This is a genomic window from Brevibacterium sp. CCUG 69071 (assembly GCF_021023135.1).
Lineage (GTDB): Bacteria > Actinomycetota > Actinomycetes > Actinomycetales > Brevibacteriaceae > Brevibacterium.
This window is the reverse complement of sequence record NZ_PGFV01000002.1, coordinates 665348-691533: the sequence shown is the minus strand read 5'-3', so window position 1 is coordinate 691533 and position 26186 is coordinate 665348. Positions and strand designations below refer to the sequence as shown.

Genomic DNA, 26186 nt, shown 5'->3' with positions numbered 1-26186 from the left:
CAACCGGTCAGCGCGGACGAGCGCGGAGAGTCCCGTTCCGACAGGGCACCGCCGGCCCTCCCATTCCGACCGAGCGAAGTCGGGGAACCTCAGCTCAGCCGCTCCCCCGTGGTCTCACGCGCAAGCAGTCCCATGAGGACGACCGCGACTACGACGAGCAGTCCGGTGAGGACGAATGTCAGCGTCAGTCCGAGCACCGGCCACATGAAGGCGCCGAATACGAGCGGAGCGATGCCCGTCGCCACTCGCGACGCGGCGGAGGCCCAGCCGAAGCCGGAACCGCGCAGCCGCGTCGGATAGAGCTCGGAGACGTAGGTGTAGAGCGTCGGAATCGCGATCTGCACGACGAAGCCGAAGCCGATGATGGCTGCCCTCGCGCTCCACGTGAGTTCGGCACCGGAGGCCTCGATGAACATCGCCGAGACGACGAGCAGCACGGCCGCGACGATCGACGTCACACCCAGCACCCACTTGCGTCCGAAGCGCTCGACGATGAGCGCAGAGACCACGACGCCGAGGATGCCGACCGCGGTCATCGAACCGGTCACCAGGAACGCCGCCTGGTCTGCCAACCCCTGTTTCTTGAGGATCCCGGGAAGCCATGTCAGTGCCGCGTAGTAGACAAGAAGAACGGACACGAAGAGTGCCCACGAGACGAGAGTCGTCTTGGCCGAGTGCTGCCAGAGTTGGACCAACTGCCCGGTGGCGGCTCGGAGATGCCTGCTGACCGGGGCGGCAGACGGAGATTGACCGGCGCCCGCAGCACTCGCGGTACCAGCGGCGCCGACAGCACCAGCAGCTCCGCCGGCGCCCGCAGCACCGGCACCAGCAGAACCGATGCCACCAGCGACACCGGGCGCGTCATGGGTCCACTCGCTCACCTCGGCGCCGGTGCGCTTCACCAGGCGGGCGATGACGGCGTCGGCCTCGGCATAACGGCCGACCGAGGCCAGATAGAGAGGTGATTCTGGGATTCCGAAGCGCACCGCGACGGTGAGCAGGGCAGGCACGATCATAACGAGCATGATCAGCCTCCAGTCGCCGAAGCCGAGCAGCCACGCGGAGACGAAGGCGCACAGCGAGGCACCGATCGGCCACCAGCCGTCCATCGCGGTCAGCACCCGCCCACGGTGACGGCTGGGCGTGAACTCGCCGACGAGGGCGTAGTCGACGGGGATGCATCCGCCGAGCCCGAAACCGGCGAGGAAGCGGAAGAGGATGAACCACCCGAAGGCCGGAGAGAACGCGCCGGCGATCGTGAAGATCGAGAAGACGAGGAGGGTGAGAGTGAAGGCCTTCTTCCGGCCGATGACGTCGGCGACGCCTCCCCAGATGAAAGCGCCCAAGGCCATGCCGATGAGATTGGCTGTGGCGATCCATGCGGCCTGGCCGACGCTGAGGTCCCAATGGTCGCTGAGCAGCGGAATGAGGAATCCGTTGAGCGCGACGTCCCAGGCGTCGAACATGAATCCCAGACCGCCGATGAGGAAGATGGCACCTTGGGTGCGCCATTTCCACGGCAGGTGGGCGATGACTTCGGAGGCGGTCGGCACAGACGCCGAGGTGGTGGTGGACACGACCACACAGTACCCCATTTAACGCAGAATTGAGTAAATGGGAGGCCGGTCGAGACCGCCCGAGATCACGGAGCGGGTGCAGTGGCCAGAATGTGACGAAGGCGGGCACCGCGATCAATGTCGCAATGCCCGCCCCGTCAGCGGCGTCTGCCCAGTCAGCGGTGCCCGCCAGAACTCTGCTCCGAACTCGGCTCAGAGCGCGAGGTCCGAGCCTCAGGCCAGGCGCACCAGCCAGTTGTTCGTGTCCTCGGCGCGACCGTACTGGATGTCGAGCAGCGTCTTGCGCAGCTCCATGGTCTTCTCGCCGGCGGTCTCACCATGGTCGATGGTGAAGTCCTCGCTGACGAGCTTGCTGATCGGGGTGATCACGGCGGCGGTGCCGCAGGCGAAGGCCTCGACGATCTCGCCGCTGGCCGCTCCTTCACGCCACTCCTCGACCTCGATCTTCCGCTCCACCGGTTCGAGACCGAGCTGCGGTGCCAGATCGAGCAGCGAACGACGGGTCACCCCGTCGAGGATCGTGTCGCTCAGGCCCGGGGTGAGCAGCTTCCCATCCTTCGTCACGAGCATGAGGTTCATGCCGCCGAGCTCGTCGATGTACTTGTTTTCCTCGGCATCGGTGAAGAGCACCTGCTGGCAGCCCTTGGCCGCGGCCTCGTTGGTCGGCACCAGCGAGGAGGCGTAGTTGCCGCCGCACTTGGCGAAGCCGGTACCGCCGGCACCGGCCCGCTTGAGCGTGGTCGAGAGCCAGATCGACAGCGGCTTGATGCCACCGGCGAAGTACGGTCCCGCAGGCGAGGCGATGACGTAGTAATCGACTTCGTGGCTGGCCCTCACGCCAAGGAATCGCTCCGTGGCGATCATGAACGGACGCAGGTACAGGCTCGACTCATCGGCTTCCGACTCCGGCGTCGGCACCCAGGCCTGGTCGAGCGAGACCAGCGCCTTGAGCGAGTTGATGAAGTCCTCTTCGCTCAGCTGCGGCAGCGCGAGGCGTTCGGCCGAACGGTTGATGCGCGCGGCGTTGCGTTCGGGACGGAAGGTCCATACCGAGCCGTCGGCGTGACGGTAGGCCTTGAGGCCCTCGAAGATCTCCTGCGCGTAGTGGAAGACCGCGGCCGCGGGGTCGAGCACGAGCGGACCGTATGGCTTGACCTCGTGAGCCTGCCAACCATCGTCGATCGTGTAACGGATGTGAGCCATGTGATCGGTGAAGTACTTCCCGAATCCGGGGTCCTTCTTGATGTTCTCGCGCACCAGCTCGGGTTGCGGCTGGAGATTCTTAAGAACGACAAATTCAGTCATCGGAACTCTTTTCTCATGTGTGATGAGTGACACTGCCAGGGTAGTCCATCACCCCGGTGCACGTCGCACCGGGGTTATGGCTCCTGACCGTTCGGTCGGGTGTGTTCGTTCGCCGAGGCGGCCCCACGTTCCGTCGTCACCGACAGAGAGGCTCGGCCCCGGTTCTCAACCGGGCTCGGCTCACGTGAGCTCGGTCCAATTGAGCCCTGCCCAGTTGGGCCCTGCCCAACCAGGCTCGGCCCGAGTGGGCTCAGCTGAAGTGACCTCAGCCCAAGCGGGCGGCGATCGCGTCGCCCACCTCGGCGGTGGATCGCTTGGTGCCGTCGCGGTCCGCGAGGTCGGCTTCCACTGCGGCCTCGATCGACTTCGAGACCACGTCGAGGCCGAGGTGAGAGGCCATGAGCGAGGCCGAGAGTATCGAGGCTGTGGGATCGGCGATCTGCTTGCCGGCGATGTCGGGAGCTGAGCCGTGGATGGGCTCGAACAGGCTCGGCGCGGTGCCTTCGACATTGAGGTTGCCGGAGGCGGCCAGGCCGATGCCGCCGGTGACCGCTGCCGCGAGGTCGGTGAGGATGTCGCCGAACAGGTTGTCGGTGACGATGACGTCGTAGCGGGTGGGGTCGGTGACCATGTAGATCGTGCAGGCGTCGGTGTGCTCGTAGTTGACGGCGACCTCGGGGTACTCCGCGCCGACCTTCTCGACGACGCGGCGCCACAAGTGTCCGGCGTGGACCATGACATTGTGCTTGTGCACATAGGTCAGCTTCTTGTTCCGCGACTGCGCGCGCTCGAAGGCGTCGCGCACGACCCGCTCGACGCCGTACCAGGTGTTCACGGACACCTCGGTGGCCACCTCGTTGGGGGTGTCGGTCCGCACCGACCCGCCCATTCCGGTGTACGAGCCCTCGGTGCCCTCGCGGACGACGACGAAGTCGATCGCGCCGGGGTTCGCCAGGGGGCTGGTCACACCGGAGAAGAGCTTCGAGGGACGCAGGTTGACCGCGTGGCCGAGGCCGAAGCGCATCTTCAGGATGACCCCGCGCTCGAGCACTCCCGACGGTACGCTCGGGTCACCGCAGGCGCCGAAGAAGATGGCGTCGTGGCCCCGCAGGGATTCGAGCTCCTCGTCGGTGAGCGTCTCACCGGTCTCATGCCAGCGCTTGGCGCCGACGGTGTAGTCGGTGAGTTCGAGCTCCACGGGGTCGCCGGAGACCTCGATGGCACGCTGGAGGGCCTTGAGACCTTCGGGGACGACTTCGTTGCCGATTCCATCACCGGGCATGACTGCGATTGAGAACTTCATGGTCACAGACTAGAACTCATCTCACGATACAACTAGCACGTCCTACTATTCGGACACCACCGTCGGGCTGTGCCCAGCCGCGGCCGAACGGCCGCCAGCAAGGGGATCTGCGCGGGGAACGGTGCGGCGCGGTGGGTGCACGGTCCACGCACAGTGAGAACATGAACAATTTCACGCCGCAAACCCGGCTCCGGACTACACAATCGTCGCAGAAGAGTCGAAGATGGAGATAGCACCCCGACAAACCCCGCAGGGGCGGCAATTTCAGTCTCCCGAGAGAAAGTCGATCATTGACAGACACCATCCGCAACGCCCGAGCCGCAGCCCTTCCCGCCAAACTCTCTCGCTCCTGGCTGCTCGTCAATGCGGCGAAGGAGGAGCTGTTCACCCCTGCACAGACCTCCGAAGCGGATTCCGTCATCTTCGATCTCGAAGCCTCCGTGGCCGATGACAAGAAGCTCGAAGCCCGCGACAACGTCGTCCGTGCCCTCGAGAACGGCATGTCCGCGTGGGTGCGCATCAACAAGATGGGTTCGGAGTTCTGGGACGACGATCTCGCTGCGGTCGCCATGCTGCCCGGCCTGCGCGGAGTCATGCTGCCCGAGACCGAGCGTCCGGAGCAGGTCTCATACACCGCCATGCGCGCCAAGGCAGGCCTGCCCGTCATCGCCCTCCTCGAATCCGCGCACGGAGTCGAGAACGCGACCAAGATCGCCGAGGCCCCCGGCACCTTCCGCATCGCCTTCGGCACGAATGACTTCCGCAAGGACACCGGTTTCTCCGGTGACCCCATGGCCCTGGCCTACGCCCGTTCGCGGCTGACCATCGCCTCCCGCATGGGCGGGCTGCCCGGTGCCATCGACGGTCCTTCGGCCGCCGACGCCGATGACGAGCAGGTCCGCAAGGACGCCGAGGTGACCCACATGATGGGCATGACCGGCAAGCTCGTCCTCACCGTCGACCAGGTCAACACCCTCAACGATTCGATGAGCCCGAGCGAGGACGAACGCCACTGGGCCCGCCAGATGCTCGCGGCCGCCGAGGGCGGCTCGGAGATCACCGACGGCTCGTACCTGCCGCGTCTGGCCCGTGCGAAGAAGATCGCTTCCCTGGCCGACACCTACGGCCTCTGGAACGCTTGAGTCCGGAAGGTTCGTCCGACTCGAACGAACCGGACGAACCAGGCGAACAGGTCGAACCGCCTGAGCCGGTCGGACCAGCACACCGGCCACAGCAGACGATCCGACAGCCCACGTGGCTGCTCCTGTCCACACTGCCCGCGATCCTGCTCGTCGCCGCTTTCGGGCTCTGGCTGCACCTCGAGGTCGTCGGCCCGACACCGGTCGACCGGACGTGGCTGGATCTCGTCGGCCTCACTCCCGGCACCGTCCCCTACCATCTGGCGGTGATCCTCGCCGTGGTCGGCGGGGGCACCGGGGCCGTGATCTGCACCGGTCTGCTGACCGCCGTCTTCGTCCTATGCCGACGTTTCAGAACCGCGGGATTCCTCGCCTCGGCGATGCTCATCGGCATCGGGCTCTCTGAGCTGCTCAAGGCGCTCGTCACCCGGATCAGACCCACCGATCAGCTCTACGACTCCCTCGGCTGGTCCTACCCCTCGGGGCATTCGATGGGCGCCGCGGCACTGGCGGTGAGCCTTGCGATCATCGTCGCACGCTCGCGCATGCTCACACTCACCTCGCACGATGAGCCCGGTGACGGCGCGCTGCCGCGCCTGCGCTTCCACTGGTCGATGCTTCTGGCGCTGGCCTGGGTGCTTGTCATGATGTGGTCGCGCACCGCACTGCAGGTCCATTGGCTCTCGGACACGATCGCGGGCGCCCTCATCGGGATCTCGGCGGCCGTGCTCGCCGATGAGCTCTGGACGTGGATGACGGCGAAGTCCCAGAACGCGAAGGCCCGGCCATCTCCGCAGCAGAGATGACTCTGCAGAGATGACCGGGCCTTGACGATCGAAGCTTGAAGATCTGACCGTGACGATCAAGCCGCCGATCGGGTCGCGAACCGAGGCCGACCCGACCGGGTATATCCGAGGTCAGTCCTCGGTCAGTGACACCGCGCTGAACGCGGAGGCGTTGACCGCACCGGCGACGGCCTTGACGACCTCCTCGGAGACCGCCGAGTCGACCGCGAGCACCGACAGCGCCTGGCTGCCCTCGGAGGACGGCGAGACCTGCATGCCCGCGATGTTGATCTCATTGGCGCCGAGCGCGAGCCCCAGCTGTCCGATGATGCCCGGACGATCCTCGTAGAGGAAGATGAGCAGGTTGTCGGTGAGCTCGATCTCGAGATCGTAGCCGTTGACCTCGGTGAGCTTCTGCACGAGCTTCGGCCCGGTCACGGTGCCGGACACCGAGATCCGCTGCCCGGAGCTCGTGGTCGCGGTCAGACGGGTGATGTTGCGGAAGGACTCGCAGTACGGATCGGTGCTGAGTTCGACGCCGATCCCCCGCTCCTCAGCCAGCAGCGGGGCATTGACGTAGGAGACCTGGTCGGACACGACGTCCTTGAACAGGCCTTTGAGTGCCGAGAGCTTGAGGACGGAGACGTCCTTGTCGGCGATCTCGCCGTTGACCTCGACCTTGAAGTGGGTGACCGAGGAGTCGGCGAGGGAGTTGACGACCCGTCCCAGGCGCTCTGCCAGGGGGATGCCCGGGCGCACATCCTCGTGGATGGCCCCGCCGGCGACGTTGACCGCATCGGGGACGAGTTCCCCGGCCAGGGCCTTGCGCACGGACTTCGCGACGGCCACGCCGGCCTTCTCCTGGGCCTCTTCGGTGGAGGCGCCGAGGTGGGGCGTGACGTTGACGGCGTCGAGTTCCATGAGTGCCGAGTGCTCCGGGGGTTCGGTGCTCCACACGTCGATGCCGGCGCCGCCGACCTCGCCGTTCGCGACCGCCTCGGCGAGGGCTGCCTCATCGATGATGCCGCCGCGGGCGACGTTGATGAACCGGGCGCCCGGCTTGGCGGTCTTGAACTCCTCGGCACCGATCATGCCGATGGTCTCCGGGGTCTTGGGCATGTGGACGGTGACGAAGTCGGACACCGCGAGCAGTCCCGGCAGGTCCATGACCTCGACGCCCATCTGCGCGGCGCGCGACTGGGTGATGTAGGGGTCGTAGCCGACCAGGCGCATGCCGAAGGCCTTCGCGCGTTCGGCGACGAGGCCGCCGATCCGGCCGAGTCCGACGATGCCCAGAGTCTTCTCGTAGAGTTCGACGCCGGTGTACTTCTTACGGTTCCACTCCCCCGCCTTGAGCGAGGTGTTGCCGGCACCGAAGTAGCGTGCGGAGCCGAGGATGTGGGCCATCGTCAGCTCGGCCGCGGAGACGATGTTCGAGGTCGGTGCGTTGACGACCATCACACCCGCCGAGGTGGCTGCCGGGACGTCGACATTGTCGAGTCCGACTCCGGCGCGGGCGATGACCTTGAGGCTCTTGGCCGCCCCGATCGCCTCGGCGTCGACCTGAGTGGCCGAGCGGACGAGGATCGCATCGGCGTCGACGATGGCCTCGAGCAGCTGGGAGCGGTCAGCACCTTCGGTGTGGCGGATCTCGAAGTCTCCTCCGAGGGCATCGATCGTGGCCGGTGACAGTTCTTCGGCGATGAGCACGATGGGCTTGGGCACTGAATTCCTCCTGTTGCGTCCGGGACGCGTCCATCTTATGAGACCTTGTGAATGCTTTCACAAAGTCTCAGAATCTGGGAACCCGCCGCGACAGCAGACGGGCCCGACCGGGACTCAGATGCGAACCCCGCCTCAGAACCCGTTGGGCGAGTAGGGCATCCGCCCGAGGCTGAACAGGGCACTGGCCCGCACGGCCGCACCGGGGACGTTCTCGTCGATGCGACCGGCCCGGACGAGGATCACCGGGTCGGCTCCCCCGAGGTAGAGGGAAGCGAGCTCGGCGATGCCCAGTGACAGGTCGGCCTGAGCCGAGTCCGGGGCCTTCTCGACCACGGCGTTCTCACCGTCGGAGGTGATCGTGTAGCGGCCGCCGGCGAGGTCGAGCGAGTCGTCGATCTCAAGCGTCAGCATTCCCGGCACGTACCAGGGCCGGGCCTCGAGGGCGGCCTTGACGTCGAGGATGCGGATCCAGATGTTGTCCTCGGTGGACACGGTCTTGACCCGGCGGGAGTCGGTGAGCAGCCAGGGCAGCGGCGAGTCTTCGGCCGATTCGCCGAAGGTCACCTTCGTCGAGAGGTCGATGGCGGCGAGGAACGACCACAGTGAGGAGTATGCGGCGTCGGTGACGGCGACGAAGTCGATGAGGTCGATCGTCGGCGGGTTCTTCGACCAGCCTGCGAACTTGTAGGACACGTAGCCGTCGGGCTCACCGGACTCGTCGAAGTGCAGGGCGGCGCGCACGCCGCGGTCCTCTTCACCGGTGTCGGTGTTGAGCGCACCGGTGGCGCGTTCGACGTAGGTCTGCTGGCGCTCCATCGCCCCGGGTGAGGTGCGCATGAACTCGCCGTAGATCTTCGGCGCGAGTTCACGCAGCTCGCTCGGCAGGCACATCTCGACGCGCCGGTCGGGTTCGTGGACCATCTTGAAGCCCGGGGAGGTGTCGACCTCGATCGAGTGCGCCCAGGTGGCGACCCCGAAGCCGAACCGGGAGTAGATTCCGCCCTCGGTCGCGGTCAGCGCGGCGAACGGGTAGCCCTCGGCCTTCGCCTCGGCGAGGTCGGTCGTCATCAGCGAGCGCAGCAGGCCGCGCCGGCGATGGGTGGGGCGGACGGTCACCCAGGTGATGAGGTGACCGGGGACGAGCCGGCCGCCGCCGACGTTGACGAGCTTCTCGAACCACGCGAAGGTCGCGACCGGAATCGAGGAGTCGAGGGCGTGCTCGTATTCCTGATCGGCGTAGACCGCGGTGAGGTTGCGACCGTCGGCGATGGCGCGTTCGACACGATTCTTCAGCGCGGGATCGGTCGACCGAACATCGTGGAAGCCCACGCTCGTCGAGGCGAAATAGCCCTTCGTGCGCTCATCGGGTTGCCCGGTGGTCTTGTCGAAAGCTGGCTGGAAGTTCTCGAATCTGTAATTCGTCACCCCTCAACAGTAATCCACTTCAACCCCTGCGAATAGTTCACATCACAGAGTTCGGCGCCTGAGCGGCACCGACCGGCCGGTCGGCCATGGCCGTGACAGGGCAAAGCGGGACCCCGGGAATCGTGTGACTCCCGGGGTCTCGGTGCGATCGGTGCTCCGCGTACGCAAACTCCCGACTGATCAGCGAGCGGCAGTGCCCTCGGTGTAGTCGTCCTCGGAGTCCTTGAGCCAGGCGAACATCTTGCGCAGTTCGCGGCCGGTCGACTCGATCGGGTGCTTCTCTTCCTTGGCGCGCAGCTCGTTGAACTCTGCCGCACCGTTCTTCTGGTCGTTCATGAAGCGCTCGGCGAACTTGCCGTTCTGGATGTCGTCGAGGACGCCCTTCATGTTCTCCTTCACCTCGGGGGTGATGACCCGCGGGCCGGAGACGTAGTCGCCGTACTCGGCGGTGTCGGAGCAGGACCAACGCTGCTTGGCGATGCCGCCCTCGACCATCAGGTCGACGATGAGCTTGAGCTCGTGGAGGACCTCGAAGTAGGCGATCTCGGGCTGGTAGCCGGCCTCGGTCAGGGTCTCGAAGCCGTACTGCACGAGGTGGGAGACGCCGCCGCAGAGGACGGTCTGCTCACCGAACAGGTCGGTTTCGGTCTCCTCTGTGAAGGTGGTCTTGATGCCGCCGGCGCGCAGGCCGCCGATGCCCTTCGCGTAGGAGAGCACGGTGTCCCAGGCCTTGCCGGAGGCGTCGACCTCGACGGCGACGAGCACGGGCACACCACGTCCGTCGACGTATTCGCGGCGAACGACGTGACCGGGCCCCTTCGGTGCGACCATGATGACGTCGACGCCCTCGGGTGCCTGGATGTAGTCGAAGCGGATGTTGAAGCCGTGGATGAACACGAGGGTCTTGCCCGGTGCCAGCTGATCCTTGATCTCGTTGTTGAAGATCTCGGCCTGGACCTGGTCGGGGGCGGCGATGGTGATGACATCGGCCCATGCGGACACCTCGGCGGGGGTGCCGACCTCAAGGCCTTCGGCAGCGGCCTTGTCGCGGCTCGAGGAACCTTCCTTGAGGCCGATGCGGACCTCGACGCCCGAGTCGCGCAGGCTCAGCGAGTGCGCGTGGCCCTGGCTGCCGTAGCCGATGACGGCGACCTTCTTGCCCTGGATGACGGACAGGTCGGCATCGTCGTCGTAATAGCGTTCTGCTGCCATGGTTTCTTAGCTCCTTCAAGAGTTCGGGGGTACTCCCCCATTGTTTCACAGTTCGGTACTGCAGTTCATTTATTGAGATTCTTGCCGTTCCACGAAATGGAACGCGGATCGCGGACCGTCGCCCCCGCCTCGGCGAGGAAGACCAAGCCTCGGCGGGGCTCCTATCGGCTCAGCCCCGCAGGGCACGATCGGTGATCGACTTCGAACCGCGGCCGATGGCCACCATGCCCGACTGGACGATCTCCTTGATCCCGAAGGGCTCGAGGACGTCGCGGAGAGCGTCGACCTTGCCCTGCTCACCGGTGACCTCGACGCTGACCGAGTCGGTCGAGACGTCGACGATCTTCGCCCGGAACATGTCCACAGCGGACGCCACCTGGGGTCGGGTCGAGGCGTTGGCCTTGACCTTGTAAATGACGTGGGCCCGGCGCACCGAGCTCTCGGCCTCGAGCTCGACGATCTTGATGACGTTGACGAGCTTGTTCAGCTGCTTCGTCACCTGCTCGAGGGGCACATCCTCGACGTCGACGACGACGGTGATGCGTGAGAGCCCCTCGTGTTCGGTCACACCCACGGCGAGGCTGTGGATGTTGAATCCGCGGCGGGCGATGAGTCCGGTCAGGCGGGCCAGCACGCCCGGTTTGTTCTCGACCAGGACCGAGAGTGTGTGTCGGCTGTTCATTCCAGGCCTCCTTCGATCTGAGCCACGGAGCGAACCGTGCCGTCTTCTTCTGCGCCGGCTTCGGCGATGATCTGCTCCTCGGCCTGCTCATCGCCCTCGCCGTCGAACTCGGGGCGGACGCCGCGGGCGTATTCGATCTCGTCGTTCGAGACTCCGGCGGCGACCATCGGCCAGACCATCGCATCCGGCGGAACCGTGAAGTCGAGGACGACCGGACGGTCGTTGATCGACAGCGCCTTCTCGATCGCCGAGTCGACGTCCTCATTGCGATCGACGCGCAGCGCCTCGCAGCCGTACGCTTCGGCGAGTTTGACGAAATCGGGGATCCGGATCGTCTCATGGCCCGTGTTGAGGTCGGTGTTGGAATACCGGCCGTCGTAGAACAGGGTCTGCCACTGGCGGACCATACCGAGGGAGGAGTTGTTGATGATCGCGACCTTGATCGGGATGTTGTTGAGAGCGCAGGTCGCCAGTTCCTGGTTCGTCATCTGGAAGCAGCCGTCGCCGTCGATCGCCCACACGACCCGGTCGGGTTCGGCGACCTTGGCGCCCATGGCCGCGGGTACGGAGTAGCCCATGGTGCCCAGCCCTCCGGAGTTCAGCCACGACTTCGGACGTTCGAACTCGACGAACTGGGCGGCCCACATCTGGTGCTGGCCGACGCCTGCGGCATAGACCGCCTCGGGGCCGGTGAGTGCGGAGATCCGGGAGATCACGTACTGCGGATCGCACAGCTCACCATGCGAGGAGTAGCCCAGCGGGTAGGTCGTCTTGAGCCGGTCGATGAAGCGCCACCAGGGCTCGCGCTCCCGCTCGAGGGCCTTGGGGAACTTGCCCTTGAGCTCGACGAGCATCTCGGAGAGCACCTCGCGGGCGTCACCGACGATGGCGACCTCGACCTCACGGTTCTTCCCGATCTCGGCCGGGTCGATGTCGGCGTGGATGACCTTCGCATTCGGCGCGAAGGAATCGAGATTGCCGGTCACCCGGTCATCGAAGCGGGCGCCGATGGCGATGAGCAGATCCGACTTCTGGAACGAGGTCACAGCGGGCACACTGCCGTGCATGCCGGGCATGCCCAGGTGCTGGGGGTGCGAATCGGGGAACGCACCCCGAGCCATCAGGGTCGTGGCCACGGGAATCTTCGTCGCCTCGGCGAGTTTGAGCAGCTCCTTCTCCGCCTGCGAGCGGATGACGCCGCCGCCGATGTAGAACACCGGGCGCTGAGCTTCCGAGATCAGGCGCGCGGCCTCCCGGATCTGCTTCGCGTGGGGTTTGAGCACGGGCCGGTAGCCGGGCAGCTGCGGCTCCTCGGGCCAGACGAACGGCGCCGTCCCGGTCTGCGCATCCTTGGTGATGTCGACGAGGACGGGGCCGGGGCGCCCGGTGGTGGCGATGTGGTGGGCATTGATGATGGCCTCGGGAATGTCCTCGGCCCGGGTGACGAGGAAGCTGTGCTTGGTCACCGGCATCGTCATGCCGACGATGTCGGCCTCCTGGAAGGCGTCGGTGCCGAGTAGCTTCGAGCTCTGCTGGCCGGTGATCGCGAGCACCGGAACCGAGTCCATGTGCGCATCGGCCAGGGCCGTGATGAGGTTGGTCGCACCGGGACCGGAGGTGGCGATGCATACGCCGAGCTTGCCCGAGGCGGCCGCGTATCCTTCGGCCGCGTGGCCGGCGCCCTGTTCGTGGCGGACAAGGATGTGGCGGATCTTGTCGGTCTCGAAGAGGGGATCGTAGGTCGGGAGGATGGTGCCGCCGGGCAGTCCGAAGACCGTTTCGACCTCGAGCTTCTCAAGGCTGCGGACGATTGCCTGCGCGCCGGTGAGGACCTCCGGCGTCGTGGTGCGCCGAATGCTGGACGGTGTGGCGGTGACCGGGGTGGCGCCGGGCGAAGTCCCGGATGCCGCCTTGGCCGAGGGCGTGGCTGCCATCGTTTCCTATCCTTCCTGGTTTTCCTTCTCGTCCCCGCATGAAAAAAGCCCCTCCGGTTTCGGTAGGGGCGCGCGGAACGTGTCGTGTCGACAGGCTACGGATGATCCGCGCGCTGGGTAATGACGACGACAAGAAGGTTGTTCATGGCTCAATAGTTCACCGCGCGTGTTCGGGGTGTCAAACCTCGCAATCGATCGTCTCGAATATCGGGATGAGGGATACTTGATCGGTGAGACCGGCGCCGAGGCGGGGGTTCGCCGGCGACCGCGAGTGACCGGTTCGGGGCCCGCCGGTCTGACGGTCCGTGGCCCAGCAGTCCGGCGGCTCTTGGCCCTGCCGCACGGCGGTCCGTGGCCCGGCGATTCAGCGGTCAGAGAAAAGGGAAGCCCGATTGTGCGATCCGTAGACTCCGACACGCCGTCGCACTAGGCTCTTGTCTCGTGCGCCCCCTCCTCCGCTTCTGGCCCGATCTCCGCTCTCGCATCGGGGTGTACGCCTTCGTGCTCGTACTCACCCTGCTGGCCAACGGGATCCAGCTGGTCGTGCCGATGATCACCGGATACATCATCGACGGACCGATCGCCGAGCGTGACTTCTCCGCACTGTGGTGGCCGGTGCTCGGCGTCCTCGCCATCGGCATCGTCGAGGCGGTGGGCATGTGGGCCAGACGGATGATCGTCGCGCCCGTGGTCTCGACCTGGGAGATCACCTGGCGGGCACGTCTGTTCGATCGACTGCAGTACACCTCGGTGGCCATCCACGACTCCTGGGAATCGGGCCAGCTGCTCTCGCGCGCGACCAACGATCTCTCGCAGCTGCGCCGCTTCTTCGCCTTCGGTCTGCCCTTCCTCGCCTCGACCCCGATCGTCATCCTCGTCGGCACGATCATGCTCACCTCCCTGCAGCCGGTCTTCGGCCTCATCATGATCGTCATGGCGGTGCCGACCATCGTGTCGGTGTCGATTTTCGAGAAGAAGTATCGGGATGCCTCCCGCCGGTCGCAGGACACGATCGGCGAGATCACCACCGAGGTCGAGGAGTCGATCCAGAGCATCCGCATCCTCAAATCCTTCGGCCGCTCCCCCTGGGCGGCTGCACGCTTCGGCCTCGTCTCGACGAAGTTCCAAGATCTGGAGGTCCGCAAGGCCAAGCTCGACTCGTGGTTCTGGTCCGTCCTCATCTTCCTGCCCACCCTGGCCCAGGCGGCGATCGTGGCGATCGGCACCTGGGGCGTCGTCGCCGGATGGACGACAGTGGGCACCGTGGTGGCCGGAGTGACGATCTCGATGGTGCTGCGAATGCCGATCGAGATGCTCGGCTTCCTCCTCGCCGATGCGCTCATGTCGCTCACGGCCGCGGCCCGCTATTGGGAGGTCATCGACATCAGGCGCGACATCACCGACGCCGACGGTCGGTTCGTCGATGACCCCGATGTCGGGAAGTACCGCGGCGAGCTCGTCTTCGACGATGTCGACTTCCATTTCTCGGATACCGAACGTGAGACCCTGTCCGGTCTCGACCTGCGCATCGAGCCCGGCCAGACCATGGCCATCGTTGGGGCGACAGGGTCGGGGAAGACCACTCTGGCCTCTCTCGTACCGCGCCTGCAGGACGTCACCGGAGGTGTCGTGCGCATCGACGGCGTCGACATCCGGAACCTGCCGGTCAACGAACTGCGCCACCTCGTCTCGGTGTCCTTCGAGGACCCGATCCTGTTCTCCACCTCGGTGGCCGAGAACGTGGAGATGGGTGCCCCGGGCTCCGACGACGAGGCGATCTGGCAGGCCCTCGAGATCGCCGCCGCGAAGGACTTCGTCTCCCACCTGCCCGAAGGCCTGGATACTCAGGTCGGAGAACAGGGACTCTCGCTCTCCGGCGGTCAGCGGCAGCGACTGGCCCTGGCCCGCGCGGTCATCGGCAAGCCGCGAATCCTCGTCCTCGACGACCCGCTCTCGGCCGTGGACGTCGACACCGAGGATCGGGTGCAGCTGGCCCTGCGCGAGATCCTGCCCGATTCGACGACGCTCATCATCGCCCACCGTCCCTCGACCGCGGCTCTCGCCGACGTCGTCGCGGTCCTCGACGGCGGGCGGATCGCAGCACAGGGCACGCATGAGGAGCTGCTCCTCTCCTCTCCGCTCTATCGCGAGCTGATGGGGGCGAGCGCCGTCGCCTCCGCAGCTGAGGAGCCGGGACGGGCTGGATCCGCGGTCGAAGGATCTGGACGGACCGCCTCGGCGAGCGCATCCGCCACGACCAACCGGGTCGAGGTGATCCGGGAGGCCGGGGACGGCGGGTCCCGCGATCTCAGCATGACGGAAGCCCATACGAGGGACGGAGGAGACGAATGAGCACGCCGCGTCTGGATCGCGACGACGAGGTCGAGCAGCTGCCTCCGGACATCGCCCTCAAGGCCCGGGCACTGCTGAAGTCGATGGTCCGCCCGCACCTGGGGATGGCGATCTTCCTCGCCGTCATCGTCGTCCTCACCGCCCTGGCCATGGTCATCGGTCCGGTGTTCATCGCCGCTGCCCTCGATGACGGGGTTCCCCGCGCCGTGGACGGTGACAAGGGCCCGCTCATCGGCGCGATCGCCGCATTCATCGCCTCGGCAGTGGCTTCGGCTATTCTGGCGTTCACCTCGACGCGCCTGGTCGGGATCACGGCGCAGAAGATCCTCTTCACTCTCCGCGCCCGCGTGTTCGCACACGTGCAGCGCCTTGACCTGGGCTATCACGAGAAGTCGACCTCGGGCCGCCTGGTCTCCCGGCAGACCTCGGACATGGAGTCGGTCCAACAGTTCCTCTCCTATTCCCTGTTCGAGACCGCACTGGCGCTGCTGCAGATGGTCTTCATCGCGGTCACCCTCGTCGTTCTCGATGTGCCGTTGGCGATCGTCGTCTTCGTCGGGTTCATCCCGCTGTTCTTCATCACGAAGGCCGCGCATTCGACGCAGCGCAACGCCTATCGGCGGACGAGGACATCGATCGCGAAGGTCATCGTCCACTTCGTCGAGACGATGGGCGGGATCCGCGCGGTGCAGGCCTACCGCCGTCAGCCCGATCGCCGCGGCACCCTACGTCGGCAGGATTCGCAGTACCGCGACGCGAATACCGATGCGCTGCGCGGCGTCGCCTGGTTCGCCGGGTGGACCCGGCTGGTCGGCAATGTCACCCAGACGGTGATCATCGTCGTCGGCGCGTGGCTCGTCATCGAGGGCTGGACCCAGGTCGGGGTGCTCGCCGCGTTCATCCTCTACCTGCGCCGCTTCTACGGACCGCTCGACGAACTGGTGCAGGCGTTCAACCTCTATCAGTCCGCTTCGGCGGCCTTGGAGAAGATCGCAGCGGTCCTCGATACCGACCCCGAGGTGGTTCCTCCATCCCAGCCCACGCACCTTCCGATCCGGGAGCAGGGCGCCGGCCGCTCGGTCGATCTCACCCATGTCCGCTTCTCATACGGCGACGGCGAAGACGTGCTCCCCCGCTTCGACCTGCGGATCCCTGCCGGGCAGATCGTTGCGCTGGTTGGTGCCACCGGTGCCGGCAAATCGACCCTCGTCAAGCTCGTCACCCGGTTCTACGATCCTTCGGAGGGCCGGATCACCATTGACGAGGTGGACCTGCGGGATCTCGACGACGCCGAGCTGCGGGCCAACGTCGTCATGGTCACGCAGGAGTCCTTCCTGTTCGCCGGCACGATCGCGGACAACATCCGGATCGGCAACCCGGACGCCGATGACGAGGCCGTGGTCGCCGCGGCCACGGCGGTGGGTCTCGATGCCTATATCCGCAATCTGCCGAACGGCTACGACACCGATGTGAAGAAGCGCGGCGGGCGGCTGAGCTCCGGGCAGCGGCAGCTCGTGTCCTTCGCTCGCGTGTTCCTGGCCGATCCTGCCGTCGTCGTCCTCGACGAGGCGACCGCGCACCTCGACATCCCGTCCGAGAGGCTGGTCCAGAATGCTCTTGCCACCGTGCTCGAGGGGCGGACCGCGATCATCATCGCCCACCGACTCTCGACCGTGGAGATCGCCGACCGGGTGCTCGTCATGGATGCCGGTCGGATCATCGAGGACGGCACACCGAATGAGCTCATCTCCGGCACCGGCCGCTTCGCCCAGCTCCACCGGGCGTGGAAGGACTCGTTGGTCTGATCGACTCGCGCTTCCCAGCAATGTATGTTGTTGTTCAGCGGAGGAATCGAGGCCATGAGGAGGTCACACGTGGATACCGAGTCCGACAATGATGTCGAACACGAAATCGAGGAACGTCGGATCATCGAGGCCGCGATGGCCCGCGGATATACGGCGACTAGATGGATGGCCTTCGCCCTCGCACTGCTATTCATCGCCTCTGGGCTGTGGTGGGCGGGGCTCCTGGTGGTGGTCTTGACCTCGTTCGAGATTCCCCGCTTCGTGACTCAGCGCTATGCACGGAAGCGAGGCGTCGAATTGAGGGTTCCGTCTGCCCAGACCACAGAGAAGACCTCGCTGTCGGGGCTGGTGCTCGCCGCTGTCTTCATTCCAGCTGTCTGCGGACTCGTCGTGGCCGAAGCGACTCTCGGACACCCGTTGCTGCCGTGGTCATGGAAGACGAAGCAGTGGGAGGTATCAGGTCTCTACATGGTCATTCCGATCGCCTTTGTCGCGCTGGTCTCGACGATCACCTGGTTCGTCCGACGGCAGAGGGCATCTCGAATCAGTCGCGGATGAGCGGAACGAAGCGATATCTGCCGTGCTTCGTAGATGCGTACTCATCGCCGCGGGTTCCGGTGCGCACGATTCGCAGCATCTCACCGGCGACAGGGATGACCATGACTCCCCCGACCCTCAGCTGCTCGATCAGTTCGGTCGGCAGCGTCTCGGCGCCGGCGGAGACGAGGATGCGATCGAAGGGACCCGACTCCGGCAGCCCCAATCGTCCGGGAGTCGCCGCCTCGATCCTCGCATTCGCAACCCCGTGATCGGTCAGAGCCTCCCGCGAGCGTCGTATCAGCTCTTCATGCCGCTCAACACCGATCACGTTCCCGTGCTCTCCGACACGGCTACCCAGCAGCGCCGTCGTCCAGCCGGAGCCTGACCCCAGATCGAGAATCCGCTCTCCGGGCTGCGGATCCAGCAGCTCGAGCATGTCGGCAACGGTGCTCGGCTGTGAGTTCGTCTGACCCAGCCCGATGGGCAGCGGCACATCGTCACCGGCATGGCTGCGTTCGCCGGCCGGCAGGAACAGCGCTCTGGGTATGCGTGACAGTGCTTCGACCAACGTGGTCTCCACGGTCGCGCCCTCCATTCTCGATCCGGTCGCATTGAGTTCCCTGTACGACAGCGTGCGCGTCTGCGCCCCGGATATCAAGGCCGAGCGCGAACCCACCTACACCACCGGGTATCGTTGGCCCGTGACGAAAACCGAACTCGACCGCGCGCAGACCCTCATCACCTCGATTCCTGATTACCCTCAGCCGGGAGTGAACTTCCGCGACATCTCACCGCTGCTCGCCGACGGTCCCGCGCTCCGTGCCGTCAGCGAGGCGCTCATCGCTCCCTTCGCAGGCAAGTTCGACATCGTCGGAGGCCTCGAGGCACGTGGGTTCCTCTTCGCCGGAACGATCGCCGCGATGACCGGTGTGGGCATCCTGCCCATCCGCAAGGCCGGCAAGCTGCCGAAGCCCGCAGCAGCGGTGTCCTACTCGCTCGAATACGGCACGGCCACGATCGAAGGCCCCGATGTGCTCGAGAAGGGCGAACGCGTCCTCCTCGTCGACGACATCCTCGCCACCGGCGGCACGCTCACCGCCGCCCAGTCACTGGTGGCCGACCTCGGCGCCGAGGTCGTCGGATCGGCCGTCGTCCTCGAACTCACCGACCTCGGCGGTCGAGAGCTCACCGGCGACGTCCACGCCCTCTTCACCGACTGAACGGTTCACGCAGCTCAGCCGCAGGTCTCGTACTTCGCTCACAGGTCCCGATGAGCAGGGACGGTACTCGTCCCAGCGCTCGGGAATACGGAGTCACCACCTCGGCGTTATATTCTCGTTCAGGCGTCCGATTCGGCGCCTGGCTCACCAGCGGCGTCCATATCGGACGCCGACCGGACCAGAACAATCGTGACGAAAGGCGTACACCTTGACGGTTCCCACACTCACACTCAATGACGGCAAGACGATCCCCCAGCTGGGCTTCGGCGTCTTCAAGGTCGATCCCGAGGAGACCGAGCGCATCGTCACCGACGCCCTCGAGGTCGGCTACCGCCACATCGACACGGCCGCCGTCTACGGCAACGAAGAGGGCGTGGGCCGCGCGATCGCGAAGTCCGGCATCGCCCGCGATGAGCTCTTCGTGACCACGAAGCTCTGGAACGACCGCCACGGTGCCGAGGAGTCGAAGCGAGCTCTGGGCGAGAGCCTCGAGAAGCTCGGCCTCGATCACGTCGACCTCTACCTCATCCACTGGCCGACCCCGGAGAACAAGAACTCTGTTGAGACCTGGGAAGCCTTCCCCGGCTACCGCGATGAGGGCCTGACGACCTCGATCGGCGTGTCGAACTTCGACCACCGCTTCCTGCCCGAGATTCTGAACACCGGGATCATCCCTGCCGTCGATCAGATCGAGGTCCACCCGCAGTTCCAGCAGGTCGATACCCGCCCGCTGCTGGCCGAACACGACATCAAGATCGAAGCCTGGGGTCCGCTGGGCCAGGGCAAGGTCGACTACGCGGACACCGTCATCGGTGAGATCGCCTCCGCCCACGGCAAGTCCTGGGCGCAGGCCATCATCCGCTGGCACCTGCAGAAGGGCCATGTCGTCTTCCCCAAGTCGAACAGCCGCGAGCGCATGGCCCAGAACTTCGACGTCTTCGACTTCGAACTCACCGACGCCGAGGTGAACGCCATCGATGGTCTCGAGAACGGCGGACGTGTGTCGGCCGACCCCGCTGAGGTGAACTGAACCACCGAAGTGACCTGAGCCGAGGTGAACTGAGCCTCGGTCTCAAACCACAGCGAAGCCGTCGGAGAGCAGAGTCTCTCCGGCGGCTTCGTCGTCTCTGATCAGCCCAGCACCCGGACCGGCTCCCCCGCCGCCCAGGCGGCGATGTCCTCGATCGCCTGGGTGAAGAAGATGCAGTACGTGTCCGCGGTGACGTAGCCGAGGTGCGGGGTGAGCACCGTGCGGGGTGCCGAGCGCAGCGGGTGGTCGACCGGCAGCGGCTCCTCGTCGTAGACGTCGATGCCGGCTCCGCGAATCTGCCCGGTCTCCAGAGCGCCGACGAGCGCATCGGTGTCCACGAGTCCGGCCCGCGAGGTGTTGACGAAGATGCTCGTCGGCTTCATGGCTGAGAATTCGGCACTCGAGACGAGGCTGCGGCTGCGTTCGCTGAGCTTGTAGTGCACGGTGACGACATCGGAGGTGGCGAAGAGCTCCTCTTTGCTCACCGCATGTGCCCCGACGTCGGCGGCCCGTTCCTGCTCGAGGTTCTGACTCCAAGCCACGACGTCCATCCCGAATGCCGCCCCGACCCTGGCCACCTGCGTTCCCAGACGACCGAGACCGACCACGCCGAGGCGGTGCCCGAAGAGGTCCCCACCGACCGTGGACTGCCACCCTCCGGTGCGCATCGCGGCATCCTCTAGAGGAATGCTGCGCAGCACGGAGAGGATGAGCCCCCAGGTCAGCTCCGGGGTCGCGGTGATCGTCGACTCGGTTCCGCAGACGACGACCCCCTGGGATCTGGCCGCGTCGAGGTCGATCGAGGCGTTGACCCGTCCGGTGGTCACGAGCAGTCGCAGATCGGGAAGGCGGGCGAGCCGGGCGGCGGTGAACGCCGTCCTCTCACGCATGGCCACGACTACCTCGGCGCCGGATAGGGTCCGTACGAGGTCATCGTCATCGACCATCGGGCGGGAGACGAATTCGACCTCGGCGTCGAGCTGCGACCAGTCGGCGAAGCCGCCGGCCACCTGCTGATAGTCATCGAGAACGACGATGCGCATGTCACTCCTCTTCTCGGGTGCTCTCGGGTTCACTCCAGCGTAGAGCCGTTAGGGTGAGAGTGTGCGACCACCGACCACTCTGAGACGCGGCCGCGGCTGAGATGCGGTACTTCGCCCCGAACTACGTCGCCCGCTCCTTCACCGCGGCACTCTCGTCCTTCATCTCCTTCTCCGCGGCCTTCTTCGTCCTGCTCGTCACCCGCGCGCACTACGGTACGGACTTCGCGATCACGATCGGCGCGGTGGGGTCGGTGTTCGGGCTCATCTCGGTCGCCTCGGCGGGATTCACCGTGCACACGCTCATGAGCAGCGCGAAGCCCTTCGGGGCGCTGCGGGCCACGAGGGAGTCGGCTGGATCGGACGGGTCGGCTGGATCGGCTGAGTCGGTGCAGGCGAGCGTGGATGTTTCGGAGCCGTCAGAAGTGGACTCCGACCGAGCCGAACTCCGTTCACTCGTCGTTGCGGAATTCCGGCCGGCACTGACGATGACGGCCATCGTCGCCGTGGCCGCCCTGGCCCTGAGCCTGTGGGGACCACACATCTTCGGCGTCTCCCCCGAGTATTTCTATCCCTACTGGTGGCCCTACCTCGTCGTTCTCCTCCTCGGTCCGCTGACCGCGGTCATCGCCGGACTCACCCAGTCGGCTGCACAGGATGGGTTCGGACTGTGGGTCTCGGTGCTGAGCACGGGACTCACGGTCGCCTCGGCGATCGTCGGCATCGTCATCGGACTCGACGCCCACATCGCGCTTGCCCTCATCGGCGTCACGAGCGTGGCAGTCCGACTGCTCACGGTCGCCATGCGACTGAGTCGACTGCGCGAATTCCGCATCGGCATCGTGGCCGGCCTGTGGCAGGCGGCCCGGCCCGGCCGCGCTCGGGGCTGGAGGGACTTCTCCCCGCTCTCGGCCTTCCTCACGACCATCGACGGCTTCGTCTTCCTGCTCACCTACACCGTTGCGATCTCCGTGGCCTCCCACCACTCCCCCGCCGACGGGGCGATGGTCGCCCTCATCGTCTCCCTCATGCGCGCCCTCATCGTCCCGATCAAGCAGCTCGGGATCGTGGGCGGCCGGATGAGCCGGCAGAGCCGACTCGCCCCCGCCGAGGCGACCGAGGTCACTGGGTCCGCCGAGGCGACCGGGAGCCTCGTACGACGCACCGACCTGCGGGTGGTCACGTTCTCCTCCTCGGTGGTGACCACCTCGGCGGGGGTGCTCGCCCTCATCCTCATGCTCACCGGGGTCATCCACATCTCCCCGCTGCCGCTCATGCTCCTCGTCACGGCGCAGGTGCTGTGCGAACCGTGGGCGGGGATCCTGTTCTCGTTCCTCAAGGTCGCCTCCGGCCCGAAGCTGGGACTGTCCGCGCTGGTCGTCTCCTATCTCGGACTCGGAGTGCTCGGCCTCCTCGTCATCGACCTGACCGGGCACGGCGAGGCCGTCACCGTGTGGGCGTGGATGGTCGTCATCCGACTCGTCTTCATGGGGTTCATGGTCCGTCCGACCAGGCGGTGGATCCGGGACGGCTCGGCCGCGGCGCCGGTCAGGGCCGGCTGAGTCCGCCGGTCCTGGCCGATCCCTAGGCTTCGGCCGATCACTCGGCCTCGGACGATCTACCGGTCGGCACACGGGCACAGAAACGCCGAGGTGGTGCAGCCTCTTCGACTGCACCACCTCGGCGGAGATCTGTGGCCCGAATCAGCCGGTCATACCGGTGTCATCGGGCCTTACGGGGCCGGTTGGACTCAGAAGCAGACCGCTCCGGTCGAAGCTGACTGCACGAGCTTCGCGTACTTGCCGAGCACGCCGGTCAGGCGGTGGTTCTCCGGGATCGTCCAGGTCGTCCGGCGCTCGGCCAGCACCTCCTCGTCGACATGGAGTTCGATCGAGCGGGCGGCGATGTCGACGGTGATCTTGTCCCCGTCCTCGACGAACGCGATCGGCCCGCCGTCGACGGCCTCGGGGGCGATGTGTCCGATGCACAGACCGGTCGAGCCGCCGGAGAAGCGACCGTCGGTGAGCAGCAGAACGTCCTTGCCGATTCCCGCACCCTTGATGGCACCGGTGATCGCGAGCATCTCACGCATGCCGGGACCGCCTTTGGGGCCTTCATAGCGGATGACGACGACGTCGCCCTTCTTCAGCTCTCCGTTCAGTACGGCGTCCATGGCCGGCTGCTCCTGGTCGAAGACCCGGGCGGTGCCCTCGAAGACGTCGGCGTCGAAGCCGGCCGACTTCACGACCGCACCTTCGGGGGCGAGCGATCCGCGCAGCACGGTGAGACCACCGGTGGCGTGGATCGGGTTGTTCAGCGCCCGGAGGATCTTGCCGTCGGGGTCCGGCGGGTTGATCGACTCGAGGTTCTCGGCCACTGTCTTTCCGGTCACGGTCAGGCAGTCGCCGTTGAGCAGACCCGCGTCGAGGAGGGCCTTCATGATCACCGGCACGCCGCCGATCTTGAACACGTCGTTCATCACGTACTGACCGAAGGGCTTGACGTTGCCCAAGTGCGGGACTTTGTCGCCGATCCGGTTGAAGTCATCGAGCTGCAGCTCGACGCCGGCTTCGTGAGCGATCGCGAGCAGATGGAGCACTGCGTTGGTCGATCCGCCGAAGGCCATGACCACGGCGATCGCATTGTGCAGCGATTCGCGCGTGATGATGTCCTTGGTGGTGATGCCCTGACGGAGCAGGTTGACCACGGCTTCGCCGGACTTCCGAGCGAACATCGTGCGGTTGCGGTGGATGGCCGGCGGGGCGGCCGAGCCGGGCAGGGACATGCCCATCGCCTCGGCGGCCGATGCCATGGTGTTCGCCGTGTACATGCCGCCGCAGGCGCCCTCACCGGGGCACACTGCCCGTTCGATGGCGTCGACGTCGCTCTGGGACATGGTGCCGGCGCGGCAGGCGCCGACGGCTTCGAAGGCGTCGATGAGGGTGACTTCCTTCTCCGTGCCGTCGGAGAGCTTCGCCGTGCCCGGCATGATCGAGCCGTTGTAGAGGAACACGCTGGAGAGGCCGAGGCGGGCGGAGGCCATGAGCATGCCCGGGATCGACTTGTCGCAGCCGGCCATGAGGACCGATCCGTCGAGGCGCTCAGCGCTCATCACGGTCTCGACGGAGTCGGTGATGACCTCACGTGAGACCAGGGAGTAGTGCATGCCCTCGTGGCCCATCGAGATGCCGTCGGAGACGGAGATGGTGCCGAACTCGAGCGGGAACCCTCCCGCCTCGTGGACTCCCTCTTTGGAGGCCTGGCCGAGACGCTGCAGGGACATGTTGCAGGGGGTGATCTCGTTCCACGAGGTCGCGATCGCGATCTGGGGCTTCACCCAGTCATCGTCGCCCATGCCTACGGCCCGCAGCATGCCGCGGGCGGCGGTGGCCTCGAGGCCGTCGGTGACGTCGCGAGAACGGGGTTTGATGTCTGGTGCGGCGGTGTCTGTATCGATGCTCATGCAGGCACTCTACGCCCGCTGTCAGCATTCGCATGCCAAACTCTCGCATGGTGGAACCCCAGCTGAGAGCAGTCGCAGGACCGGCCGCCGAGACGACGACGGCCGACCGCATTAGGTGATCCGCGTGTGACCTATTTGACGAGGTTGACCGGCTGCTCCCCGTCGTTGAGACGGCGGACCTGCTCGGCGAGGATCTGCACGACCCGTGGTTCGAACGCCGAGGTGTCGCCTCCCACGTGCGGGGTGATCAGCGTGTTCGGGGTGCCCCACAGCGGATGACTCTCCGGCAGCGGTTCGGGGTCCATGACATCGAGCGCGGCGTGGAGTCGACCGGTGCTCAGCTCGGCCACCAGCGCATCAGTATCGACGACCTTGCCGCGGGCGACGTTGACGATGAGGGCGTTGTCGGGGAGTCGGCCGAGGAAGTCGGCGTCGACGAGGTGGTGCGTCCCCTCGGTCAGCGGCGTGATGAGCACGACCACCTCGGTGTGGGGAAGGAGCTGCGGCAGTTCGTCGATGCCGTGCACCTGGCCGCGCTCGTCCTCGCGGGCGGTGGTGGCGACCCGGGTCAGCTCGACCTCGAAGGGCGCGAAGCGGTCGGCGATCGCCCCGCCGATCTCGCCGGCGCCGATGATCATCACGCGTCGGTCCTGCAGGGAACGGTGGCGGCGATGGTCCCAGGTGCGCGAGACCTGCGAGCGCACCGCGTCGTCGATGCCGCGCAGGCTGGCCAGGGTCAGGGCGAGAGCGAGCTCCGCGGTGCCTCCGGTGTGCACTCCCGAGGCGGTCGCGATCTCGATGCCCTTCTCGGGCAGATGCGCCACGGGATCGTAGCCGGTGGTCTGGGTGATGACGAGCTTGAGGTTGGGCAGCTCGTCGAGGATCTCGATCGATTTCGCCGAACCCATATAGGGCAGGATGACGACATCGACGTCATCCTTGCTCAGTTTCGCCGACTTCTCGGTGTCCGAGTAGACGACCAGGTCGACATTGGCGCGCTGATGTGCCGGAATCCGGGCGATGACGCGATTGCGGAGTTCGGAATTGGGAAAGGCAATGGTCTTGATCGACATGATCACATTGTGTCATGAGTCTCAGGCCGTGTTCGAGGCTCATGACACTGTGAGACGAATGGATCGCATTCGCGGCCCGGGCGGCAGACGCCTCCGCGTCCTACTCCACTCCTACTCCGGAAGCGCCTTGCCGATTCGCGCGAACACCCGCCCGATCACCTCGAGTTCCTCGTCGCTGACATGGGAGAGGAAGACCTCGTCGATGGTCTGCCGATGCCGCCGGCCGGCGGTGAGGAAGGCCTCGGCACCGCTGTCAGTGAGCGCGATATCGTGGGCGCGCCTGTCGTCTGGACACTCGGTCTTCGTCACCAGCCCGGCGTCCTCGAGCACCTTGATCCGGTAGTTGAGCCGAGACGGTGAGAACACGAGCCGCTTGGCCAGGGCACTCATCGTCAGCGTCCGCTCGGGGGCTTCCCAAAGCAGGAGCAGCGTGTTGTAGTCGCTGACGGCCAGCCCGCTGTCCTCCTTGAGCTCGGTCTCGAGGTTCTGGCGGATGCGCTGGGAAGTCTCGAAGTACGTTCGCCAGGCCTGCTGCGCCAGGGCGTCACGGCCGAAGCCGAGTCTGATCTCGGTCAT

General features: G+C 66.1%; 21 protein-coding genes. 8 read left to right on the top strand and 13 right to left on the bottom strand.

What is annotated here, in order from left to right:
- Positions 1-89: 89 nt before the first annotated feature.
- The 3 genes from CV023_RS08345 to CV023_RS08335 form a co-directional block, all read right to left on the bottom strand.
- Positions 90-1577 (bottom strand): MFS transporter, encoded by a 1488-nt coding sequence (locus CV023_RS08345; RefSeq protein WP_442859929.1) that lies wholly within the window; start codon positions 1575-1577, stop codon positions 90-92.
- 213 nt (positions 1578-1790) lie between these two features.
- Entirely contained in the window at positions 1791-2882 is a 1092-nt protein-coding gene (locus CV023_RS08340) for a branched-chain amino acid aminotransferase (RefSeq protein WP_230745002.1), read from the bottom strand.
- 265 nt (positions 2883-3147) lie between these two features.
- Positions 3148-4185, bottom strand: a complete 1038-nt coding sequence (locus CV023_RS08335) for a 3-isopropylmalate dehydrogenase (protein ID WP_230745001.1) — start codon at positions 4183-4185, stop codon at positions 3148-3150.
- Positions 4186-4475: 290 nt separating this feature from the next.
- On the opposite strand from CV023_RS08335, the gene CV023_RS08330 reads away from it, so the two are divergent.
- Both CV023_RS08330 and CV023_RS08325 read left to right on the top strand, forming a co-directional pair.
- Positions 4476-5327 carry an HpcH/HpaI aldolase/citrate lyase family protein gene (locus tag CV023_RS08330; protein WP_230745000.1) on the top strand — a complete coding sequence of 284 codons (852 nt, stop codon included), beginning with the start codon at positions 4476-4478 and terminating at the stop codon, positions 5325-5327.
- On the top strand, positions 5324-6130 hold the full coding sequence (locus tag CV023_RS08325) for a phosphatase PAP2 family protein (RefSeq protein ID WP_230744999.1): 807 nt from the start codon (positions 5324-5326) through the stop codon (positions 6128-6130). Before CV023_RS08330 ends, CV023_RS08325 begins: the two co-directional genes overlap by 4 nt.
- 111 nt (positions 6131-6241) lie before the next feature.
- Here the strand turns inward: CV023_RS08325 and serA are convergent, their stop codons facing one another.
- The 5 genes from serA to CV023_RS08300 all read right to left on the bottom strand — a co-directional run bounded on the left by serA (position 6242) and on the right by CV023_RS08300 (position 13087).
- Positions 6242-7834 (bottom strand): phosphoglycerate dehydrogenase, encoded by a 1593-nt coding sequence (serA, locus tag CV023_RS08320; protein WP_230744998.1) that lies wholly within the window; start codon positions 7832-7834, stop codon positions 6242-6244.
- A gap of 132 nt (positions 7835-7966) precedes the next feature.
- A complete protein-coding gene (locus CV023_RS08315; RefSeq protein WP_230744997.1) occupies positions 7967-9259 on the bottom strand; it encodes a GNAT family N-acetyltransferase in 1293 nt (430 codons plus the stop codon).
- A gap of 180 nt (positions 9260-9439) precedes the next feature.
- A complete protein-coding gene (ilvC, locus tag CV023_RS08310) occupies positions 9440-10471 on the bottom strand; it encodes a ketol-acid reductoisomerase (RefSeq protein WP_230744996.1) in 1032 nt (343 codons plus the stop codon).
- A gap of 169 nt (positions 10472-10640) precedes the next feature.
- Complete coding sequence (gene ilvN / locus CV023_RS08305) at positions 10641-11153, bottom strand: acetolactate synthase small subunit (protein ID WP_230744995.1); 513 nt, start codon at positions 11151-11153, stop codon at positions 10641-10643.
- Complete coding sequence (locus CV023_RS08300; RefSeq protein ID WP_230744994.1) at positions 11150-13087, bottom strand: acetolactate synthase large subunit; 1938 nt, start codon at positions 13085-13087, stop codon at positions 11150-11152. The genes ilvN and CV023_RS08300 overlap by 4 nt, the downstream gene beginning before the upstream one ends.
- A 441-nt stretch (positions 13088-13528) precedes the next feature.
- On the opposite strand from CV023_RS08300, the gene CV023_RS08295 reads away from it, so the two are divergent.
- The 3 genes from CV023_RS08295 to CV023_RS08285 all read left to right on the top strand — a co-directional run bounded on the left by CV023_RS08295 (position 13529) and on the right by CV023_RS08285 (position 17802).
- Complete coding sequence (locus CV023_RS08295; RefSeq protein WP_230744993.1) at positions 13529-15439, top strand: ABC transporter ATP-binding protein; 1911 nt, start codon at positions 13529-13531, stop codon at positions 15437-15439.
- The gene (locus tag CV023_RS08290; protein WP_230744992.1) at positions 15436-17244 is read left to right on the top strand and encodes an ABC transporter ATP-binding protein; all 1809 of its coding nucleotides are present in this window, start codon (positions 15436-15438) and stop codon (positions 17242-17244) included. The genes CV023_RS08295 and CV023_RS08290 overlap by 4 nt, the downstream gene beginning before the upstream one ends.
- Before the next feature lie 69 nt (positions 17245-17313).
- Positions 17314-17802, top strand: coding sequence for a hypothetical protein (locus CV023_RS08285; protein WP_230744991.1), 489 nt, complete (start codon positions 17314-17316; stop codon positions 17800-17802).
- On the opposite strand, the gene CV023_RS08280 is transcribed toward CV023_RS08285, so the two are convergent.
- The gene (locus CV023_RS08280; protein WP_230744990.1) at positions 17789-18352 is read right to left on the bottom strand and encodes a protein-L-isoaspartate O-methyltransferase family protein; all 564 of its coding nucleotides are present in this window, start codon (positions 18350-18352) and stop codon (positions 17789-17791) included. The genes CV023_RS08285 and CV023_RS08280 overlap by 14 nt on opposite strands.
- A gap of 133 nt (positions 18353-18485) precedes the next feature.
- On the opposite strand from CV023_RS08280, the gene CV023_RS08275 reads away from it, so the two are divergent.
- Together CV023_RS08275 and CV023_RS08270 are read left to right on the top strand one after the other, a co-directional pair.
- Positions 18486-19004, top strand: coding sequence for an adenine phosphoribosyltransferase (locus CV023_RS08275; RefSeq protein ID WP_230745187.1), 519 nt, complete (start codon positions 18486-18488; stop codon positions 19002-19004).
- A gap of 208 nt (positions 19005-19212) precedes the next feature.
- Positions 19213-20034, top strand: a complete 822-nt coding sequence (locus CV023_RS08270; protein ID WP_230744989.1) for an aldo/keto reductase — start codon at positions 19213-19215, stop codon at positions 20032-20034.
- A gap of 101 nt (positions 20035-20135) precedes the next feature.
- Here CV023_RS08270 and CV023_RS08265 read toward each other — a convergent pair whose 3' ends face one another.
- Positions 20136-21077, bottom strand: coding sequence for a D-2-hydroxyacid dehydrogenase family protein (locus tag CV023_RS08265; protein WP_230744988.1), 942 nt, complete (start codon positions 21075-21077; stop codon positions 20136-20138).
- Positions 21078-21178: 101 nt separating this feature from the next.
- Between CV023_RS08265 and CV023_RS08260 the strand changes: the two genes are divergently transcribed.
- Complete coding sequence (locus CV023_RS08260; protein ID WP_230744987.1) at positions 21179-22636, top strand: hypothetical protein; 1458 nt, start codon at positions 21179-21181, stop codon at positions 22634-22636.
- A 188-nt stretch (positions 22637-22824) separates the two neighbouring features.
- Here the strand turns inward: CV023_RS08260 and ilvD are convergent, their stop codons facing one another.
- The 3 genes from ilvD to CV023_RS08245 form a co-directional block, all read right to left on the bottom strand.
- Positions 22825-24537 (bottom strand): dihydroxy-acid dehydratase, encoded by a 1713-nt coding sequence (gene ilvD / locus CV023_RS08255; RefSeq protein ID WP_230744986.1) that lies wholly within the window; start codon positions 24535-24537, stop codon positions 22825-22827.
- Positions 24538-24668: 131 nt separating this feature from the next.
- Complete coding sequence (locus CV023_RS08250; RefSeq protein ID WP_230744985.1) at positions 24669-25610, bottom strand: 2-hydroxyacid dehydrogenase; 942 nt, start codon at positions 25608-25610, stop codon at positions 24669-24671.
- 111 nt (positions 25611-25721) lie between these two features.
- Complete coding sequence (locus tag CV023_RS08245; RefSeq protein WP_230744984.1) at positions 25722-26186, bottom strand: MarR family winged helix-turn-helix transcriptional regulator; 465 nt, start codon at positions 26184-26186, stop codon at positions 25722-25724.